Origin of the sequence: Pedobacter panaciterrae, assembly GCF_013204795.1 — a bacterium.
Classification (GTDB): domain Bacteria; phylum Bacteroidota; class Bacteroidia; order Sphingobacteriales; family Sphingobacteriaceae; genus Pedobacter; species Pedobacter panaciterrae.
The window spans coordinates 561,517-581,138 of sequence record NZ_JABMKW010000008.1; the positions used below are offsets into that span (position 1 = coordinate 561,517).

At 36.0% G+C, this 19,622-nt stretch carries 16 protein-coding genes; 9 read left to right on the top strand and 7 right to left on the bottom strand.

Features of this window, described 5'->3' with window-relative positions:
* Positions 1-38 precede the first annotated feature (38 nt).
* The 5 genes from HQN86_RS04675 to HQN86_RS04695 are packed head-to-tail and all read left to right on the top strand — an operon-like array spanning position 39 to position 4,550.
* Complete coding sequence (locus HQN86_RS04675) at positions 39-1,211, top strand: GlmU family protein (RefSeq protein ID WP_172659850.1); 1,173 nt, start codon at positions 39-41, stop codon at positions 1,209-1,211.
* A 9-nt stretch (positions 1,212-1,220) separates the two neighbouring features.
* Positions 1,221-1,982, top strand: coding sequence for a triose-phosphate isomerase (gene tpiA, locus HQN86_RS04680; protein WP_172659851.1), 762 nt, complete (start codon positions 1,221-1,223; stop codon positions 1,980-1,982).
* On the top strand, positions 1,982-2,818 hold the full coding sequence (gene prmA, locus HQN86_RS04685) for a 50S ribosomal protein L11 methyltransferase (protein ID WP_172659852.1): 837 nt from the start codon (positions 1,982-1,984) through the stop codon (positions 2,816-2,818). The genes tpiA and prmA overlap by 1 nt, the downstream gene beginning before the upstream one ends.
* Before the next feature lie 5 nt (positions 2,819-2,823).
* A complete protein-coding gene (locus HQN86_RS04690) occupies positions 2,824-4,182 on the top strand; it encodes a UDP-N-acetylmuramate--L-alanine ligase (RefSeq protein WP_172659853.1) in 1,359 nt (452 codons plus the stop codon).
* A 38-nt stretch (positions 4,183-4,220) separates the two neighbouring features.
* Positions 4,221-4,550 carry a helix-turn-helix domain-containing protein gene (locus tag HQN86_RS04695; protein ID WP_048906616.1) on the top strand — a complete coding sequence of 110 codons (330 nt, stop codon included), beginning with the start codon at positions 4,221-4,223 and terminating at the stop codon, positions 4,548-4,550.
* Between the two features lie 4 nt (positions 4,551-4,554).
* Here HQN86_RS04695 and HQN86_RS04700 read toward each other — a convergent pair whose 3' ends face one another.
* The 4 genes from HQN86_RS04700 to HQN86_RS04715 form a co-directional block, all read right to left on the bottom strand.
* Positions 4,555-5,676 carry a GNAT family N-acetyltransferase gene (locus HQN86_RS04700; protein WP_172659854.1) on the bottom strand — a complete coding sequence of 374 codons (1,122 nt, stop codon included), beginning with the start codon at positions 5,674-5,676 and terminating at the stop codon, positions 4,555-4,557.
* Between the two features lie 68 nt (positions 5,677-5,744).
* Entirely contained in the window at positions 5,745-5,876 is a 132-nt protein-coding gene (locus tag HQN86_RS26960; RefSeq protein ID WP_255327457.1) for a hypothetical protein, read from the bottom strand.
* Positions 5,877-6,314: 438 nt separating this feature from the next.
* A complete protein-coding gene (locus tag HQN86_RS04710; RefSeq protein ID WP_317171665.1) occupies positions 6,315-9,263 on the bottom strand; it encodes a ligand-binding sensor domain-containing protein in 2,949 nt (982 codons plus the stop codon).
* Positions 9,253-10,032: a LytR/AlgR family response regulator transcription factor gene (locus tag HQN86_RS04715; protein ID WP_172659856.1), complete on the bottom strand. Its 780-nt coding sequence runs from the start codon at positions 10,030-10,032 to the stop codon at positions 9,253-9,255. The genes HQN86_RS04710 and HQN86_RS04715 overlap by 11 nt, the downstream gene beginning before the upstream one ends.
* Positions 10,033-10,224: 192 nt before the next feature.
* Here HQN86_RS04715 and HQN86_RS04720 point away from each other — a divergent pair, with 192 nt between their 5' ends.
* Both HQN86_RS04720 and HQN86_RS04725 read left to right on the top strand, forming a co-directional pair.
* Positions 10,225-10,935: a ferritin-like domain-containing protein gene (locus tag HQN86_RS04720; protein ID WP_172659857.1), complete on the top strand. Its 711-nt coding sequence runs from the start codon at positions 10,225-10,227 to the stop codon at positions 10,933-10,935.
* A gap of 18 nt (positions 10,936-10,953) precedes the next feature.
* On the top strand, positions 10,954-11,799 hold the full coding sequence (locus HQN86_RS04725) for a ferritin-like domain-containing protein (protein WP_172659858.1): 846 nt from the start codon (positions 10,954-10,956) through the stop codon (positions 11,797-11,799).
* 95 nt (positions 11,800-11,894) lie between these two features.
* On the opposite strand, the gene mqnC is transcribed toward HQN86_RS04725, so the two are convergent.
* Entirely contained in the window at positions 11,895-13,019 is a 1,125-nt protein-coding gene (mqnC, locus tag HQN86_RS04730; protein WP_068889664.1) for a cyclic dehypoxanthinyl futalosine synthase, read from the bottom strand.
* Between the two features lie 113 nt (positions 13,020-13,132).
* On the opposite strand from mqnC, the gene HQN86_RS04735 reads away from it, so the two are divergent.
* Together HQN86_RS04735 and HQN86_RS04740 are read left to right on the top strand one after the other, a co-directional pair.
* Positions 13,133-14,377, top strand: a complete 1,245-nt coding sequence (locus HQN86_RS04735; RefSeq protein WP_172659859.1) for a M16 family metallopeptidase — start codon at positions 13,133-13,135, stop codon at positions 14,375-14,377.
* Entirely contained in the window at positions 14,370-15,644 is a 1,275-nt protein-coding gene (locus tag HQN86_RS04740; protein ID WP_172659860.1) for a M16 family metallopeptidase, read from the top strand. The genes HQN86_RS04735 and HQN86_RS04740 overlap by 8 nt, the downstream gene beginning before the upstream one ends.
* 31 nt (positions 15,645-15,675) lie before the next feature.
* Here the strand turns inward: HQN86_RS04740 and HQN86_RS04745 are convergent, their stop codons facing one another.
* Positions 15,676-17,571: a DUF3857 domain-containing protein gene (locus HQN86_RS04745; protein ID WP_172659861.1), complete on the bottom strand. Its 1,896-nt coding sequence runs from the start codon at positions 17,569-17,571 to the stop codon at positions 15,676-15,678.
* Positions 17,572-17,573: 2 nt separating this feature from the next.
* Positions 17,574-19,577, bottom strand: coding sequence for a DUF3857 domain-containing protein (locus tag HQN86_RS04750; protein WP_172659862.1), 2,004 nt, complete (start codon positions 19,575-19,577; stop codon positions 17,574-17,576).
* Between the last annotated feature and the right edge of the window lie 45 nt (positions 19,578-19,622).

Below are 19,622 nucleotides of genomic sequence, written 5' to 3' on the forward strand. Positions count from 1 at the left end.
GTGCTGTTGCTTCGGGACTTTTTTTATTTTTGTCGCTTATGATAATCAATTTATTTGATGATAGTGCGTGGAAGTCTCTGCGACCGCTATCTTTCACACGGCCAGTTGCAGATCTCCGTATCGGGATTTTAACTATTGCCCAAAAATGGGAAAAGTACTTAAATGCCGAATCTGGATTTTTAACAATAGCTTACCTTGCAGTAAAATATCCTTTATTATCTGGTGCCGAATTATTTATCAATGGATCTATATGTCCGGATGAAGGCTTGTTAAATGCGATATCTAATCTGAAACATGGCGAGTGCTTAAAGAAACAAGATGTTGTCATTGCATATAAAATTAATACTGCCGATTTTGATACTCATACCCTGGATAAACTGCAAACTATAGCTTATTCTGATAATTTCATCAGGATTGCTGTTCCAGAGGATATTTTTAAGTACAATGATACTGAACTAAGAAAAGATTTTGCATTACTTACCAAAGGGAGGACTTCCGCAAAATTAAGTTCAACCAATACATTTATTGGCGATAATATTTTTGTAGAAGAGGGCGCCGAAGCGGAATGTTCATCCTTCAATAGTTTAAACGGACCTATTTATCTTGGAAAAAATGCCCAGGTGTGGGAAGGTTGCCATATAAGAGGTTCTTTTGCCTTATGTAATGATTCTCAAATTAAGATGGGCGCAAAAATTTATGGGCAAACCACTATTGGACCTTATAGCAGGGTAGGCGGAGAAATTAATAATGCTGTCATTTGGGGTTACTCATCAAAAGGCCATGAAGGATATTTAGGGAACGCAGTTATGGGGCAATGGTGTAATATTGGTGCCGACAGTAACAACTCTAACCTTAAAAATAACTATGCAGAGGTGAGGTTATGGGATTATGAAAAAGAAAGCTTTCGTGAAACAGGATTACAGTTTTGTGGTTTAATTATGGCCGACCATGCTAAATGCGGTATCAATACCATGTTTAATACAGGTACTGTGGCTGGTGTAAGCGCTAATATTTTTGGCCCAGGTTTTCCCAGGAATTTTATACCAGATTTTGCATGGGGCGGAGCTCAGGGGTTTGATGTATACAGCTTAAACAAAATGTTTGAAACCGCCACTAAGGTTTACGAGCGCAGGAATTTAGAATTTAACAAAATAGAACAAGACATTTTAACTCAGGTTTTTGAAGATACAAAGACCTATAGACATTTTTAATTAAAGATTATGAGAAAAAAAATAGTAGCCGGAAATTGGAAAATGAATTTGGATTATGCTGAAGGCATATCCTTGTTTTCAGAAATTGTTAATATGGTTAAAGATGAAAAAAAAGGTGACCAGTTAGCTGTTATCTGTGCTCCATATATTCATTTAAACAGCTTAGCCAAGCTTGGTGGCGACGTGGTAGGTATCGGTGCAGAAAACTGTCATGAAAAAGAAAGCGGTGCCTATACTGGCGAAATTTCAGCTAAAATGATAAAATCTGTAGGCTGTGGGTATGTAATCGTTGGCCATTCGGAGAGACGCCAGTATTTTGGCGAAAGTGACCAATTGTTAGCGCAAAAAACAGTCGCTGTATTACAAAATGATTTAACTCCTATTTTCTGTATTGGTGAAACGCTTGAAGAGAGAAATAACGGAAGCTATTTTGAAGTTTTAAAATCTCAATTAGAGAATGGAATCTTTGGCTTAAGTGCTGCTGATTTCTCTAAAGTTGTGATCGCATATGAGCCTGTATGGGCTATTGGAACTGGCTTAACTGCATCGTCTGATCAGGCTCAGGAAGTTCATGCTTTTATCCGTAAAGAAATTGCTGCTAAATATGATCAGGCAACTGCTGATAATACCAGCATACTTTATGGAGGTAGCTGTAATCCAAAAAATGCGGCAGAATTGTTTGCTCAAAATGATATTGATGGTGGTTTAATTGGTGGTGCTTCTTTAAAATCAAGAGATTTTGTAGACATCGTTAAAACTTTCAATTCTTAATGCAATATATACAGGTTACTTTCAGCTTCACTGAGGTTCAGGAATATCAAAAAGATTTATTGATTGACGAACTTGCAAACATAGGTTATAATACTTTTGAGGATACATCTGATGGGTTCGATGCTTTTGTAGGGCTTGACCATTATAATGAGCAGGCTTTAAAAGAAGTTATGGCTCAGTTCGAAGGTGAACTTAAGTATACCTATACATTAGCAGAGATCGCAGCAGAAAACTGGAATGAAGAATGGGAAAAGAATTTTGAACCATTAATTATTGATGATCAGTGTTATGTCAGGGCTACTTTTCATCAGCCACAACCTCAGTATAAATACGAGATAGTGATTGATCCGAAAATGGCTTTTGGTACTGGTCATCATCAAACTACAACCATGATGATGCAATATATCTTATCTACCGATGTTGAAGATCAGATCATATTGGACATGGGATGTGGAACTGGAATATTAGCCATTTTAGCTTCTAAAAGAGGAGCTAAAATGCTAACTGCAATAGATAACGATGATGTTTGCTATGAAAGTACACTGGAAAACTCAGCCCTAAATAACATCACAAATATTACAGCACTGTGTGGTGGGAAAGAAGTGATTCCTAACACCTCATTTGATGTTATTCTTGCAAACATAAATAGGAATATCCTTCTTGATCAGATTTCAAGATATGATGAAATACTAAAAGAAGGCGGAAGCATTTTCTTCAGCGGATTTTACGAATCTCCCGATCTTGAAATGATAACCGAAACTTGCAAAGAGTTTGGTATCAATTATGTTAGTCATAAAAAGATTGGTGAATGGGTAGCTGCCCACTTTAAAAAATAAAACAAATGCGTATACATTTTATCGCCATAGGTGGCAGTGCTATGCACAATCTTGCCATTGCTTTACATAAAAAAGGCTATCAGGTTACCGGCTCTGATGATGTCATCTTTGAACCTTCAAGCAGCAGGTTGGAAAAGCATGGGATTCTACCTAAATCTATGGGTTGGAGCGAAGATAATATTACAGAAGACCTGGACGCAGTTATTCTGGGTATGCATGCGCTTGTGGATAATCCTGAGTTATTAAAAGCGCAGAAATTAGGCTTAAAGATATATTCTTATCCGGAGTATATTTATGAGCAAACAAAAGATAAACTTCGTGTGGTAATCGGTGGAAGTCATGGTAAAACAACAATTACCTCCATGATATTGCATGTTCTGAACCATTACAAAAGGGATTTTGACTATCTGGTTGGAGCACAATTGGCAGGATTTGATACCATGGTCAAGGTCACAGATTCAGCTCCTCTGATTGTTATTGAGGGAGACGAGTATTTGGCCTCACCAATTGATCGCCGGCCAAAGTTTCATCTATATAAAGCAAATATTGCGGTGATTAGCGGAATTGCGTGGGATCATATTAATGTATTTCCTACTTATCAGGATTATACCAGACAGTTTGAACTTTTTATAGATACAATTCAACCTGATGGGAAACTAATTTTCTGTAATAAAGACAATGACCTTAACACCATAGTCGAAAATTCAAATGCTCCGATTGAAAAGATTGGGTATGGAATTCCAGATCACGAAGTAAAAGATGGTATAACTTATCTGCTGCCTGACGAAACTGCATTAAAAGTATTTGGAGATCATAATTTAATGAATCTTAATGCGGCAAAATTAGTATGCAAGCAATTGGGTATCTCTGAGGAGGAGTTTAACAAGGCAATAGCTTCCTTTACTGGTGCAGCAAAGAGATTAGAACTTTTAAATAGCTCGAATGAAACAAATGTATATAAAGACTTTGCTCATTCGCCGTCAAAGTTAAAAGCAACGATCGAAGCGGTGAAAACTCAGTTTGCTACACGAAAATTAATTGCCTGTATAGAGTTGCATACGTTTAGCAGTTTGAATAAAAATTTTCTTGCTCAATATGCAAACACTATGTGTAATGCAGATGTTGCAATTGTTTACATTGATGAAAAAACATTTGTGCATAAGAAAATGCAACCATTTACAAAAGAAGAGGTACAAATGGCGTTTAACGACGATAAACTGCAGTTTTTTAATGACTTTACTTTATTGGAAAGTTACTTGCGAAGCATAAATTTTTACCGTACTAACTTGTTATTAATGAGTTCTGGAAATTTTGGTGGACTAGATCTTACGAAATTGGCACGTGAGTTGAATACAGTATCCTAAAAAGAACAAACAACAAATAGTACACCTAAATTTTAAACATGAATATCATTGGTAAAAACATTAGACAGCTACGCCAAAAAAATGGCTGGAGTCAAGGTGAAGTAGCAAAGCGTCTAAATATTTCCATCCCTGCATTTTCAAAAATCGAAACTGGTATCACTGATATAAACATATCGAGATTAGCGCAAATAGCGAATCTGTTCGAGGTTTCTACTATGGATATTATTTCAAAAGAGGGTGAAAATCCTCAATCGCTTAATTTTGAAGAAATCAACAGCTTAAAAGACAAACTTTCTCAAAGAGAAGAAGAAATCATTAAGCTGCAAAAAAAGGTTATTGACCTTTACGAAGAAATTCGCGAGAAATAAATCTCTAAAAGAAAATTTTACGCATGGTCAGGTGTCGCTTTCCAAAAGTGGCACCTGTTGCTTGGTGAATTGATAGCATCTTATCATTAAAATCACCTACCCACGACAATTCCAGTTCATCATACTGATTAAGTGGTAAAACATATTCCTTTAGTTTTATAAAAAGTGCAGACTCTAACCCGTGTTTTTGATAGGACTTTTTTGTACCCATTACAATAGCCCGCATTCTGTTTACACCTAGCCAGCGCTTATAAACAAACTTTAACTTTTCAATTATTCCAAGCTTACCATTAAAGCCTTTAATCATCTGGTTGGCATCTGGTATAATAACTACAAAAGAAGCAGGCTCTCCGTTCACGTAGGCAAACCAAATTAGTTTTTCATCCATTATAGCTTCCATCATTTTGAAGCTTTCCTGTAGTGTCTCCTTTTTTATTGGCACAAAGTTTTCGAAGTCTTCCCAGCCGTCATTATAGATCTCCATAAGATCCTGAACATATTTTTCTGCATTCTTTTTAGAGAAATGTTCAAATGTATATCCGGGTTTGTTTGCAACCCAATTAGCAATTTTTGTGAAACGCTCTGGAAATGGATTTCTTACAGCAAGGTGATTGGTTATTTGCTCGTATTCAGTAGTGAATCCGTATTCCTTAAAGAAGTCATGATAGTAGGGGTGGTTATAATTCATGCCAAAAGAAGGTGGAGTAAAACCCTCAACCAGTAATCCCCAGAATGAATCGTTTTCACCAAAGTTTATTGGGCCATCCATAGCCTTCATGTCATTTTCCTCGAGCCACAATTTGGCTGTGTCAAATAGTTTAAAAGCTGCGGTTTGATCATTTATGCATTCAAAGAAACCCATGCCCCCGGTGGGTTGATCGTATTGAAAAGCTTTTTTCTCATTTATAAATGCAGCCACTCTTCCTATTGTTTGGCCTTTATTATCTTTTAACAACCATCTTTGGCACTTCCCGTGTTTAAAGAAAGGATTCTTATCAGGGTTAAATATTGTATTTATATCCTGGTCTAGCGGACAAATCCAGTTTTTATCATTTTGATAAATAAAACGGGCAACTTCTAAAAAATCTTTACTGGTTTGTTTATCAGATACAGGTACAATTGTCATGCTTGATGATTGGGATAAAATAAAAAGCATCCCAATGGGATGCTCATAAACTATTATATTTTTAGTTACTAGTAGTCGTCATCGTCGTCGTCCGAACCAAAACTATCAAAAGTATCCAGATCATCTAATGGCATATCAAAATCGTCATCATCATCGTCATACTTTTTCTTCGTAGTAATTTCGTCTTGCGAATCTTCCATCTCAGCTTCTGGATCCACTAATGGACTTTTCTTAATTGGTTTCTTTGGAGTTTTCATTACAAAAAATATAATTCCCTAAGGTTTTTATTTATGAGTTAAATTTACAGAAAATCTTTTTAAATCAAAAGAACGATGTTTTTTAAAGTTTTTCTGTATCTCAAAAGTAAGATAAATAGAAATTCCACAACGAATTTTTTTTAAAAAAAATTAAGGCAAAAAAAAATGGTAAAGCTATGAACTTTACCATTTTTTAACACACAAATGAAACCTGAATTGAGATATAGTTTTAGGTTAGGTAAAATATCTTTGATCAATTCTATAAGAACGCTTTTTACAAACTCTGTTTGTTTTAATATCTATAACAAGTTTAATGCAAATTTTAAGATGATTAATTTTTAATTAGTAAGTGGTATGAAAAATTGAGTAAACGGTATTTTACTACTTTAAGGGAATGGCAATTGACACGAATGTGCCCGAATTACCATTTTGTTTTATCTCCATTTGTATAGGATTTACTTCAACCCTATTTAAAAGATTAATACGTTCCCGTGTTAAATCCATGCCTTTACTTACGTGATGTCCCTTTTTATCTCTCAAAGAATTGTCTATACCTATACCATCATCAATAATTTGGATCAACAAATGTTCAGTCCCTATTAAATCTATATGTATGTCAATTTTACCACCCTCTTCCTTAGGCATTATTCCATGCCATATGGCATTTTCTATATATGGTTGAAGCAGCATAGAAGGGATTAAGGTTTCTTCTTTATCTATTGCCTTATTTAGCGTAATGGTATAATTCAATTTGCCTCCAAATCGCTTCTTTTCTAAACTGAGGTAAAGCTCCAGGTATTCAATTTCTTCTTCAAGCGTTATATAGCTTTTTGTACAAATTTCCAGATTCTTCCTGATCAGTCTGGCAAAACCAGTTAATATTTTGTTTGCCGAGGTGGTATCTTTTGTGTTTATATAATGTTGTATTGAGTTCATTACATTAAAAACAAAGTGCGGGTTCATCATTGCCTGTAAAGCCCGTTGCTCCAACATCAAAATTTTATTCTTTAACAATAGCTGCTCTTGTTCTTTGTTTTTTCGTCTTTTAGTTACAAAAACCGCTACTTTATAAAATATAAAGCCTGCAAGTAAGAATGTGATTATAAGAAACCACGGCGTTTGCCAAAAATGACTTCTTAGAACGAAGTTGATCTTGGTTGGACTGCTCCAATCACTATTATTGGTTTTGGCACTTATTTCAAAAACGTAATCACCTGGTTCTAACGAAGAAAACTCAAGTCTCCTGTTTTTTGTCTCGGTCCAGTTGGCATCAGATTTTAAACGATAGCGGTAAACAATATTTCTATTTTGAAAATCAATGGCGCTATAATAAAATGAAATGTTATTGTCAGATGGGTCAAGCGTATGACTAGTCTCATTTAGCCCAAGCTTCATCTTATTATTAATTATAGATGATATAAATACTTTAGGGGGCTCATTTATGGTTTTAACCTTATTGATTGAAAAATAGACTAGGCCGCTGTTAGTTGCGAAATATGCATAACTGTTATCAATATACAATGAGTTAACATCATCTTTAAGCAAAGCATTGGTAAATTCAAAAGTTTCTACAAGCGTCTTTTGATTATTTAATGAAACCTTGTTAATGCCATTATTGGTAATTATCCATACATCATTACCCTTTATGAATAGCTTTTTACAAATATTATCTGCAAGTCCATCTCTTTGGGTAATTATCTTTATCACTTTTCTGTTTTTGATAAAAATAATTCCATATCCATCAGTAGCAAGTACTATAGTACCATCGCTCAATTCCTTTATGTCATTAATTCTTCGGGTTAAAAGGCTGCTCTTTTCATAATAACTGTATAATGAACCGCTAGAAAATTCTGATAATCCGTTGATATTTGAGAACCACAGGTTTTGGCTTTTATCAAAAAATACGCAATAAGCTCTATTGTTAAAGAAATCTGTTCCCTGCTTAAAGTATAAAGAGCTAAATTCAAATTTACCTTCAGTGTAGGGTAAAATAACCACACCAGACGATAGGGCCAGGGCCAGACTTTTATCTTTTGCTACACTAAAACTCTTAATTACAAACATTGAGTTAGTAGCTTCCCTTAAATAATCTATTTTTTTATTGCCCTCATAAATATTTGCTATTCGGCCTAGTCCATATTCCGAAGCAAAGTATATGGTTTCATTTGCCGTATCTAAAGTAAGCTGCTTGATGATGTTATATTTCTTTTTATCCGGTATTGAAATTTTATTGACTGCAAGATTAACAGGATCAAGAATATTAATGTCGGCCTCATCTAATCCTAACCAAAAGTGATTTTTGTTGTCCTTAATAACGCTTTTTACAACGTTGCTGCTTAATCCGTTACTTTGATCTACTATATAAAGCCGTTCCTCACTTTTTGGGAGCATGTAAATCCCGTTGTTAGTGGTAAACCACATATTACCTTTAGAATCCTTTATTACCTGACTTGATGATATGTTACTCAGGTAAGTAATCATTTTTCCGGAACGACCAATAAAATATATTCCAGAGGCATTGCTAATCCACACATCTTTGTTGTCATCTAAATGGAAAAAGCCCGGATCATTGTTTAATAAAGATGGATCAATTTTTAATTGAAAATGTTGGACATTTCCATTTTGAATGTTAAGTCCATTTTTATCGAGAAAAGCCAGTGTCTTATCTGGCATATTTAATCCAGACTTATAATTGATCAGGAGTGTTTTGTGAGGAATTACGGTGAATTCTGAACCATTAAACGTTCTGACAGACCGATTGCTGAATATCCAAATCTTTCCTGATTTATCTTCGTGCACAAAACTATTGATAAATTGCCGGTTACCATTGGCCGAGATATATTTCATGATGGATTTACCATCCCAGGTCACCAAAACATTCTTGTTTGTGCCAAACCAAATTCTGCCCTTACTATCTTCAAAAAAAGAAACAATAACAGCATTGAATCTTAATAGCTTCAGTAGTTTGTTATTTGTTTCATTAAAGAACTTGCCATTAAAAAAATAGCTTAACTGCCCATTTAATGCCAGAAACCATATTTTTCCACTTCTATCTTCTTTAATCTGTAGAATTTGATTGTCAGGAAGACCGTCATCAACAGAGAAGGTTTCGAATACTTTTCCATCAAATCTACTTACCCCCGCATCAGTGGCTACCCAAATGTAACCCTTAGAATCCTGTAGGGTATAAAAGCAGCTATTACTTGGAAGCCCATCTTTAGTGCTAAAATGTTGAAGGTATGTGCTTTGAGAATAGCCATTCAAGCTAAGAATTAATAAAACAATTAGTATTGTACTGCTTATGGTCCAATTCTTTATCTTATTTATCACTGTCAAAATTGGTATATGATTTAACCTTTTCCATAAAATCACTCGCGCGTCTTCTGGAAACAGCAATTTTATCGCCATTTTTTAATATCAGCTCCAACCCATTTTTAGAATTGTACTCTCTTAAATAATTCAGGTTCACTATACTCGATTTATGAACCCTGATAAACTGATGAGCAGGAAGGATCTCTTCGTACTCCTTTAAGACTTTCGATACCGTGATTTTATCTTTGTTGGCCAGATGGAAAACAGAATAATTACTATCTGCTTCAATATGAACAATATCATCAATACTTACCAAGCTATATCCCTGCCCGTTAGGTAAGCTGATTTTACGGATTTCGTTTCTCTCTGATAGATTGACAGCTAAATTTTGCAACCCTTCATTACGATTATGCTCCGTTTTACTCAAGGCAATATATTTCGATGCTTTATTCACAGCCTCTTTTAGCTCATCAATATCTATAGGCTTAAGTAGATAGTCCAATGCATTTGCTTTAATCGCTTTTAATGCATACTGATCGTAAGCAGTAGTAAAAATAACATGCGTTTTAGTGGATTGCATTTGAGGGATTAAATCGAATCCATTTTCTCCCGGCATGGCAATGTCCAGAAAAATAAGATCAATGGCATTATGGGCCAGTAAGTTTCGGGCTTCCGAAACAGACTTTGCTATGCCAGATATATGGATATTCTCACAGTTTTCCTGCAATAAAAAATATAATGAGGAACGGGCAAACTCTTCATCGTCTACAATAATAGCATTCAGCACAGTAATAGATTTTATATATGGTGAATTTATTAAAAAAATGAACGATTGAAGAATATTTCTTTCAAACACCGAAAACCGAATTCATTTTTCTTTCGTAAGTGCACATATAAGCAGCAACTAAAGTCGTAATCAACTAAGGGCTTTTGGCCCTTATAAACTAATAAATTATAGAAAACTCAAACTTAAAAAACTATGAAAAATTTACAAGAACAAGAAAAGCAAGAATTGCTCCCAGCAGAAAGGAGTGTTTTTACTGCGCCATTGCAACGCCGTTCCTTCCTGCAATTTGCAGGAGCTGGTGCAGCAACTATAGCATTAGTAGCCGCAGGATGTAAAAAAGACAGGAATGATCCTATGGTTCCTGGTGGAGTAACATTAAATTTTAAAGATGATTTCGGTGTATTGAATTACGCTTATGCTTTAGAACAACTGGAAGCAGCCTTTTATATTCAGGTAGCATCAAATCCGCCATCAGGTTTTTCTCCTGCTGAAAAGCAGTATTTTCAAGATATTCAATTTCATGAAATTGCACACAGAGAGTTTTTTAAGAAAGCTTTAGGCACAGCAGCAATAGGAAGTTTAGAAGTTGACTTTTCAAGCATAAATTTCACAGATAGAACCAGCGTTTTAGGCGCAGCTATGGCTTTTGAAGATTTAGGTGTTGGTGCTTATAATGGTGCAGGTGTACATTTAACAACAGACGCTTATTTGGTTGCCGCAGGAAAGATTGTTTCTGTTGAAGCACGTCACGCAGCATATGTTCGTGATCTGATTTCAAACGGAACTTTTGCTTCTAGTCCACAAGTAGATGCTAACGGTTTGGATAAAGCCTTAACGCCCGATGTAGTTCTTGCAGCTGCAGGAAAGTACATCAAAACTAAAATTACTGTAACTAACCTATAACCTAAAACTTTAGAAAACATGAATATCGTAAATATATTAGAAGAAATAGAAAAAGTAGATGGTGAGATCTATGAGAGATTAAACCCGAGAAGATCTGCAATGAAGGATTTTTATAACATGGGTAAGAAAGTGGCTTTGGCAGCAATGCCTTTGGCGTTAGGATCTATGTTTACAAAAGCTTACGGACAAAGTACACCAACAGCGGTTGTTGATGTTTTAAATTTTGCGTTGACACTGGAATACTTGGAGTATCATTTTTATAACCATTCGCTTTTGGCTGCACCAGGATTGCTAACGGCAGGTACGCCTGCACATGGGGCCATCACTACTATCCGTGATCACGAATTGGCTCACGTAAATTTGCTTAAAGGTGCGTTGGGAAGTGCTGCAAGACCAGCCTTGGCTTATTCTGATTTTGATTTTACAGCAAAGGGTACTTTTCCAACAGTTTACTCAGATTATAAAACATTTTTAGCAGTTGCCCAGGCATTTGAAGATACTGGAGTAAGGGCTTATAAAGGACAGGCCACAGTTTTAAAAGGAATGCCGGTGCTAACAACAGCATTACAAATCCATTCTGTTGAAGCACGTCATGCTTCTCATATCCGTCAGATGCGTGCCGCTCCAGCTGGCGGTGGTGTTCCCATTAAACCATGGATCAGTCTTGGTGCAGGCGGTGGTGCAAATGATTCTGGTGTTCCTCAGGTAGATCCTGTTTATAAAGGTGAAGATCTTGAAACTCAAGCAGGTGTAACCATTACTGGTATTGCCACTGGAGTTACTAAAGCCGCTGCAGTTGAGTCATTTGATGAGCCTCTGGCTAAAGCCGATGTTTTAACAATCGCAAGTTTGTTTATTAAATAGTTTAAACCGCACTTATTTTATATACAAGAGTTGTTTAAGTTTAAGATAGGGAAGGGGGCGAAAGTTCTCTTCCTTTTTTAATTATATAAGGAGCCTTAGTAGTTAATCACCTGCTCTTCCAAATGTTCTGGCAAATCACGGTAATTATATTGCTGACCGCGTAATTGGGGTTCAAAGCCAGCTTCTCTAATCGCATCTTGTATTCCCTTTGCAGTAAAACGATGTGGAGCTCCCGCTGCCGAAACCACGTTTTCTTCAATCATAATCGAACCAAAATCATTTGCGCCGGCATGTAAACATAGTTCAGCAACACTTTTTCCAACGGTCAACCAAGATGCCTGTATGTTTTTAACATTAGGCAACATAATTCTGCTTAGTGCCAGCATTCTTATATACTCATCACCAGAAACATTATTGCTAATACCTCTTAAGCGTTTTAATAAAGTACCATCATCTTGAAATGGCCAGGGAATAAATGCCAAAAACCCTTTGGCATCTGCAGGTTTCTCGCTTTGTACTTCTCTAATCCAGACTAAATGTTCAAAGCGTTCTTCAATGGTTTCCACATGCCCAAACATCATAGTCGCAGAAGTAGTGATGTCAAGTTGATGAGCTGCACGCATAACATCCAGCCATTCTTGTCCACCGCACTTCCCTTTTGAAATTAATCTTCTAACACGATCATTTAATATTTCTGCACCAGCACCAGGTAAGGAATCCATGCCAGCTTCTTTAAGTGCTTTTAAAACTTCGGTATGAGAAATGCCCTCCAATTTTGCAACGTGTGCAATTTCCGGCGGACCCAAAGCATGAAGTTTTAGATCAGGATATAGTTCCTTTAATTGTTTAAACAGATCTGCATAAAATTTTAAACCCAAATCCGGATGATGTCCACCTTGCAATAACAACTGATCTCCACCTAACCTGAAGGTTTCTTCAATCTTTACTTTATAGGTTTCTATATCCGTTATATAGCTTTCATCGTGTCCAGGTCTTCTAAAAAAATTACAGAATTTGCAGTTTGCAATACACACATTAGTAGTATTCACATTTCTGTCTATCTGCCAGGTAACCTTGCCACTTGGTACTTGTTTCTTTCTCAATTCATTGGCAACATAAGCCAGCTCAGCTGTAGCTGCATTATTGTATAAGAAAACACCCTCTTCTTTCGTTAAAAAGTCGAACTGTAAGGCCCTTTGTAGTAATTCGGCAGTATTCATAGTACAAACTTAGATAAAATTGATGCTTATATTTTCAATACTGTGCAATATTTTTATCAGTGTGCAAATGCTAACGCAGTTTTATCTAAGTTTGCCGGAATTATTTTTAATCTATGGTAGACTTTAATCGTTTCACATTACCCAACGGACTTCGAGTGCTTGTGCACGAAGATGATACAACGCCAATGGCGGTATTAAATATCCTTTACGATGTTGGTGCTCGCGATGAGGAGCAAGACAGGACCGGGTTTGCTCACTTATTTGAACACCTGATGTTTGGTGGTTCTGTAAATATTCCCAGTTATGATGAGCCTTTGCAAAGAGTAGGCGGAGAGAATAATGCCTTTACTAGTAACGACATTACTAACTATTACATTACCCTTCCGGCTGTAAATCTGGAAACTGCCTTTTGGTTAGAAAGTGATAGGATGCTAAGCCTTGCCTTTTCAGAAAAAAGTTTGGAAACACAGCGTAACGTAGTTTGCGAAGAGTTTAAACAACGTTATCTGAATCAGCCATATGGCGATGTTTGGTTAAAGTTAAGACCACTGGCTTATAAAAAACACCCTTACCAATGGGCAACTATAGGTCAGGACCTAAAGCAGATTGAAGATGCAAAAATGGAAGATGTTAAAGCATTTTTCAAAAAACACTATAACCCCCAAAATGCCATAATGGTTGTTGGTGGTAATGTTAAAACTGAAGATGTTAAGGCACTTGCCGAGAAATGGTTTGCACCTATTCCTGCCGGAGATAAATATAACAGAAACCTTCCTCAGGAACCATTACAAACCGAGGAACGCAAGGAAACAGTTAAGGCTGATGTTCCATTGAATGCCATTTACATGGCTTTTAAAATGCCTGCCCGACAAGATTCTGAGTATCAAAGTTTCGATCTGATGTCTGATATTCTTTCACAAGGACAGTCGTCAAGATTGTACAATAGTTTATTAAAAGAGCAACAATTATTTAGTGATATACATGCTTATGTTACCAGCAGTATAGATGAAGGTCTATTTGTAGTTGAAGGAAAGCTTGTTCAAGGTGTAACCGTTGAAGCTGCAGAGGCTTCGATATGGGCTGAACTAACAAAACTAACACAGCATGAAGTTACAGACGAAGAAATCACCAAGGTGAAGAATAAATCTGAATCTATTATGGTCTTTGCTGAAATGAGTCTTTTAGATAAAGCCATGAATCTTGCCTATTATGAATTGCTGGGTGATGCCAATGGACTCAATACCGAAATAGATAAGTACTTAGCTGTTACCCCTCAGGGCATTCTTCAAGCCGCTAAAAATACCTTTGTAAAAGAGCAATGTTCAACTTTATATTATTTAAACGCCAAAGATGCTTAATCGTACACTAGCCCCGGAATCATTACAGGTTAATGAGATCAAATTTTTAGAGCCTTTAGCCCAACATCTTGACAATGGCATACCTGTTTTTACCATTAATGCAGGTAAACAGGAGCTGGTAAGGATAGAGTTTATATTCGAAAATGTAAACTGGGATGCATCAAAGCCATTACAAGCCGTAGGAGTTAGTCATTTGATCAACAATGGTACTGCTAAGTTGAGCGCTAAGGAAATTGCTGATAAAGTAGATTATTATGGTGCATTTTTACAAACTGAATATGGAGCGGATCAGTCTAGCGTAAAACTATATACGCTTAACAAACACCTGCAATCAGTACTGCCTATTTTAAGATCAATCTTAAATGAAAGTATTTTCCCTGAGCAGGAACTGGCTATTTTTGTTCAGAATCAAAAACAATCCCTACAGGTAAATCTTCAAAAAAATGATTTTCTAGCCAGAAGACAATTTGCAAATTCAATTTTTGGCAATACACCTTATGGATCAAATATCGATGCTGAGGATTACGATGCCCTAAAAAGGGAAGACCTGATCAACTATTTTAAAGCTGCTTTTAAACCAGAGAATTGTACCGTAATAGCTGCCGGAAAGTTCGAAGAAAAGGAATTCGCGATACTAAATAACGTTTTTGGAAAACAGTGGGAAAATACTGAATTCTCTGTAATCAATAAATTTACATTTGAAGCAAGCCCTAAAGGCGAACTTTTAATTGAAAGGCCAGAAGCCATCCAATCTGCCATTAGAATGGGAGCTTTAAGTATTAGCAGAAATCACCATGATTTTCCTGGATTTCAGGTGCTAAACTGTTTGCTAGGAGGTTATTTTGGATCACGGCTAATGGCCAATATCCGCGAAGATAAAGGCTATACTTACGGAATAGGCTCGGCTGTTGTTTCTTTAAGAGATGCCGGATATTTCTTTATTGCAACCGAAGTAGGAGCTGAGGTATGCAACAATGCTCTTATTGAGATCGAAAAAGAAATTAACTTGTTAAAAACCGAATTGATTGCTGATCAGGAGTTAGACCTTGTACGTAATTATATGCTCGGTTCTATGCTTGGTAGTTTAGAAAATGCATTTTCTCATGCAGATAAATTTAAGAATGTTTATTTCTCAGGACTTGATCATAACTATTACGAAAACTACATCACAACAGTAAAAACAATTACCTCACAAGAATTGAAAGATCTGGCTGGTAAATACTTAGACACAGACACCTTTACCAAGGTAATTGTAGGTAAGAAATAAAAATAGGGCTGTATTAATGTGTGATACAGCCTTATTCAATTTTGGCAAGAATACCTTTTTGCTTATCTGCCTGATAGATTTTTTTAGAAAATGCTACATAGTCATTGTATTTCTCTGGCGGATATTTTTTGTTGTTAATCGTTTTTGTCCGGCTATAAATAAGACTGTTATCTTTTTGTACCACTTTGGCTGTGTACTTGCCAAACTCCGATTCAATCACAACATCTTTAGGCATAAACTCTACTTTGTAACCTTTAGGAATATTATAAATAATCTCATCTTCATCAGAGTAGCCATATTTTACATTGAAATAAGTCTTCCGGTTTTCAATAGGAGTAACCGCACTCTCTTGCCGATTCGTCATATTTAAAGTAAGGAATAACTTATCGCCTCCTTTAGTTAAGATCTGTGAGGCTTTTAGATCTACTTTTTCATTCAGAACAGCAGCCTCTTTATTTGGCTGATTAAAGCTAAATGAGCTGATCTGCATGTTCGGTATACTAAGAGAGTTCATTAAGCTTTTCCTTTGCTCAGTCGGCTCAATCAATGTCATTCTCAGATTTTCTTCATACTGCGCAAAGCCATATTGGGTTTCAAGGCTAATATTTGCAGAACCCTCCTCATCAAAATTCACCTTTGTTATGCGTTTCTGATAGTTGTTGGCCGGGCTATAATAAGGTGTTTGAGCTAATTTACCTCCAGCTTCTGTCACCAGCAAAACTGTTCTGTCTGAATTGTCGTTTCCTATATAACCCATTGGTACAAACTGGCTTGTGCATTCCAGCCATGTGGTATCTTTTTCCAGAGGTACACAAAGTATCATGTGATTTGCCTGGCTTAGACTTGCAAATTTTTTATTCAGCGACGGCATATCATTCCCGATAACTACGAGGTTAGATTTTATACCTGCTTCTTGTAATAGAGCTTTCATGTAGTTAGACAAAGCTTTACAGTCACCATAGTTTACGGCCGCAACCTTTTCAGCTGCAATAGGCTTGTAGCCACCAATACCCAATTGCACACCAACATATCTGGTATTCGATTGCAAATAGTTGTATAATAGTTTTATTTTGTCTTTCGGCGTTGCAGCGCCTTTAATTAGGTTTTGAACTTTTAATTTTACAGATTCAGGCAATGCCTGTGCTCCATTATTTAAGCCAGAAAGCCATGCCCCCAGGTTATCCCAGTTTTCAATGTTCGCCTTAGAGTTATCATATTCAAACTGATTTGGTGCCAAAGTTACCCACGGGCTTACATCAGCTATGCCAGCGCTCATCGGCTCATACTCAAGTGCTTTCACATTCTCACAGCTCCATTTGTATTGTATTTTGTCTTTTACCTTTAAAGAATCAGTTTTAAGTCCGGTACTTTTAAGGTATTTGAAAGTCATGGTTTCAGGAATTCTGAAAGTGTATTCCGATTTTTCTACTGCTGCCCCCCAGGAACTCACCGGTTTCCAGGACGGGTAAAAACGTATTCCACTATACTCAGTGCTATAACTGTATTCTATAGTATAAGGATAGTTGTTATATAAGAAATCCAGAAATTTAACTCTGCTGTCTTCATAAAGAGAGCCGCTCGAGACTGCACTTCTGTCCTTAAAATCGCTGCTCTTATACTCCTTAACTTTGCTACCCTTACTATCGTATAGTGTGGCTTTTAAATTGTAAACATTAGAGAATTTATCGTAGAATTCATACATGTTCGATGCGCCTTCTGCACTCTTATTTAATAAGGTTACAGCAATTTTATAGTCGTAAACGGCATTCCCTGGGTTCTTTATATCATAAGTTTGGTTCTCGTATCTAATCACCAATGAAGCATCCTTAAGTAAATCAGGGGGGATTTTATTTACATCATATATACCTTGTGACTTAGTTTCTTTAATAAGAAACAAGCCAATCACAAAAAGTATTACTATTCTCATCTCTAGCTCTTTTTAAGTACAATTTGTTCAGACTGCTTTCTTACAATATTTTTAAACAGTTCCTTAATGTAATGGTATTCTTCGGGGGTATAAAGTGATTTTTTAAGCACTATTTTGCTGCTAATCACCATTTTTCCAGGTTCACCGGCAAACAGAAAAGTAAATGATGCAGATTCTTCAGGTAGTATGATTTTTTCATTTTTTGGTGTTTTGTCTACCTGGTATTCCTTAGGGTAATCAATAGTAATTCTAACCACTTCTTCAGTCGGGTGGCCAAAATCTACCGGGAAATTTCTCTCCTCTAACTTGAATGGATTCTCTTTAGTCCTTTCGTAAAGGAGCGGAGTGAAATAAATTAAGTTTCCAGCCTCTTCTACATTGTCTTCAATATTGACGTCCATACTTTCAATAAGGGATTCATTAAGGTTCGTAAGGTTCTCTATCTTATAGTTTTTTATACCTAAACCGGGTTTCCCATTTTTATAACTTTTAAGAAAGTCATCCTCATTTGAAGCAGATTGATAGCTGTTTCTTCTACTAAAGGCCTCATAATTTGTAGTGGATAAATACATTTTACCACTAATCTTATTCTCTCCGTCAAGAGTTAAGAGGTAATTAATATTCTTTCTGCTAATTGTGGGGTCCTCGAGCGAGATCCATTCAGCAGTCTCATCAGCTAAATTTACTTTTAATCCTTCATGGGACAGATTATCAAAAGCAATCATATCTGGCATATGATTTTTATCAGTAGCATCTAAAAGGATGGTTTTTTCGCCAATTTGAACTCCAACAATTACATTGTTAAATTTTGTGATCATTGGAAAACCAGGATGGGCACCATTAGATCTTGTACTCAATAAAATAGGAAAAGCATTAACTTTTGCTTCTGATAATAAAGTAAGTAAACACAGGTTTACATCAGCAGAGTTCCCACTTTTCTTTTCAAATACGGTTTTAGGATTTGTTTCTGAAGTAGAGAAGTCGTCATCATGATTAAATTTGATGTTATTTTTTACATAGTTAAAAACTAGTTGAACTATAGTATCCTGATTGGTGTTTATTTTAATTATATCTTTCAATAATGTTTTGCTGTAACTCCTTTTATTTATAAACAAGCCAAAGTTTTCGTCTTCTTTTAGCCCCTTCACAATTTTTGGCCATGTCGAAGTAACGTCACGGTAAACCTCACCAGGTACAGTTACCGAACTTAATTCAAATCCAACTTTACTAACATAATCTTCCATTGTTGTAATGAAATTTTCTGTTTTTAAACCTGGAACATTTTCAACCTGATAATGTAATTTTAATGAAGTTGTATTTAAAGTGCCAGATGCTGAAATGAAGGATTCGTTAACCCTTTCCTCTTTTGGATTGATAAATAGAAACCCTCCAGCAGTAATTTTATATTTAAAATATTCTGGAATTTTGATCTCATATGCTGAATATAGCATTGGAATTTCCTTCTGGAAACGCCATGATCTCAGGGTAAATATAAAGTCCGATTTAATCTTATATTTAAATTCCACTATAGATCCTTCTTTAACATTAGGTAATGCAAACTTTTTTAGGGTATAGTTCTTATCTTGCTTCTCAGAAAACTTCGATTCTTTGCTTAATTTGCTGGTAACAATTTTACCTGCTTCAAGGTTATAGGTAGCACCATCCGTGTACTCCAAATTTTGCTCGCTACCATTTTGCTTATACAATTGAATTTCAAGATTTGCATAATCGTAACCGGTTTTGTTAATGATCTTGTATCGGGTATGACGTTCAAAAACATAAATGAAATTGCCCGTTTTTGCACTAAATTCAAACCAACCTCTTCCGACATCAAATAATGCTACCGCAGAGGCCGCCGAATCTGCGCCATTAACCTTAGTATCAAATTCATTAAGGTCAACTTTACCATACTTAAAGGTTCTTGGTTTTACTTCTTTTTCCTGGGAGTAAGCACATAGGTTTGCTACTAAAAGCAATCCGAATAGAACAGATTTTATCGCATTCATGAGAGTGTAATTTGTTTAACAATAATAAGGTATATCCCAATAACA

Excerpts from the sequence above, each read along its gene's own strand:
- HQN86_RS04675 (WP_172659850.1), top strand. The coding sequence starts at position 39 with ATGATAATCAATTTATTTGATGATAGTGCGTGGAAGTCTCTGCGACCG.
- tpiA (WP_172659851.1), top strand. The coding sequence starts at position 1,221 with ATGAGAAAAAAAATAGTAGCCGGAAATTGGAAAATGAATTTGGATTAT.
- prmA (WP_172659852.1), top strand. The coding sequence starts at position 1,982 with ATGCAATATATACAGGTTACTTTCAGCTTCACTGAGGTTCAGGAATAT.
- HQN86_RS04690 (WP_172659853.1), top strand. The coding sequence starts at position 2,824 with ATGCGTATACATTTTATCGCCATAGGTGGCAGTGCTATGCACAATCTT.
- HQN86_RS04695 (WP_048906616.1), top strand. The coding sequence starts at position 4,221 with ATGAATATCATTGGTAAAAACATTAGACAGCTACGCCAAAAAAATGGC.
- HQN86_RS04700 (WP_172659854.1), bottom strand. The coding sequence starts at position 5,676 with ATGACAATTGTACCTGTATCTGATAAACAAACCAGTAAAGATTTTTTA.
- HQN86_RS26960 (WP_255327457.1), bottom strand. The coding sequence starts at position 5,876 with ATGGAAGATTCGCAAGACGAAATTACTACGAAGAAAAAGTATGACGAT.
- HQN86_RS04720 (WP_172659857.1), top strand. The coding sequence starts at position 10,225 with ATGAAAAATTTACAAGAACAAGAAAAGCAAGAATTGCTCCCAGCAGAA.
- HQN86_RS04725 (WP_172659858.1), top strand. The coding sequence starts at position 10,954 with ATGAATATCGTAAATATATTAGAAGAAATAGAAAAAGTAGATGGTGAG.
- mqnC (WP_068889664.1), bottom strand. The coding sequence starts at position 13,019 with ATGAATACTGCCGAATTACTACAAAGGGCCTTACAGTTCGACTTTTTA.
- HQN86_RS04735 (WP_172659859.1), top strand. The coding sequence starts at position 13,133 with ATGGTAGACTTTAATCGTTTCACATTACCCAACGGACTTCGAGTGCTT.
- HQN86_RS04740 (WP_172659860.1), top strand. The coding sequence starts at position 14,370 with ATGCTTAATCGTACACTAGCCCCGGAATCATTACAGGTTAATGAGATC.
- HQN86_RS04745 (WP_172659861.1), bottom strand. The coding sequence starts at position 17,571 with ATGAGAATAGTAATACTTTTTGTGATTGGCTTGTTTCTTATTAAAGAA.
- HQN86_RS04750 (WP_172659862.1), bottom strand. The coding sequence starts at position 19,577 with ATGAATGCGATAAAATCTGTTCTATTCGGATTGCTTTTAGTAGCAAAC.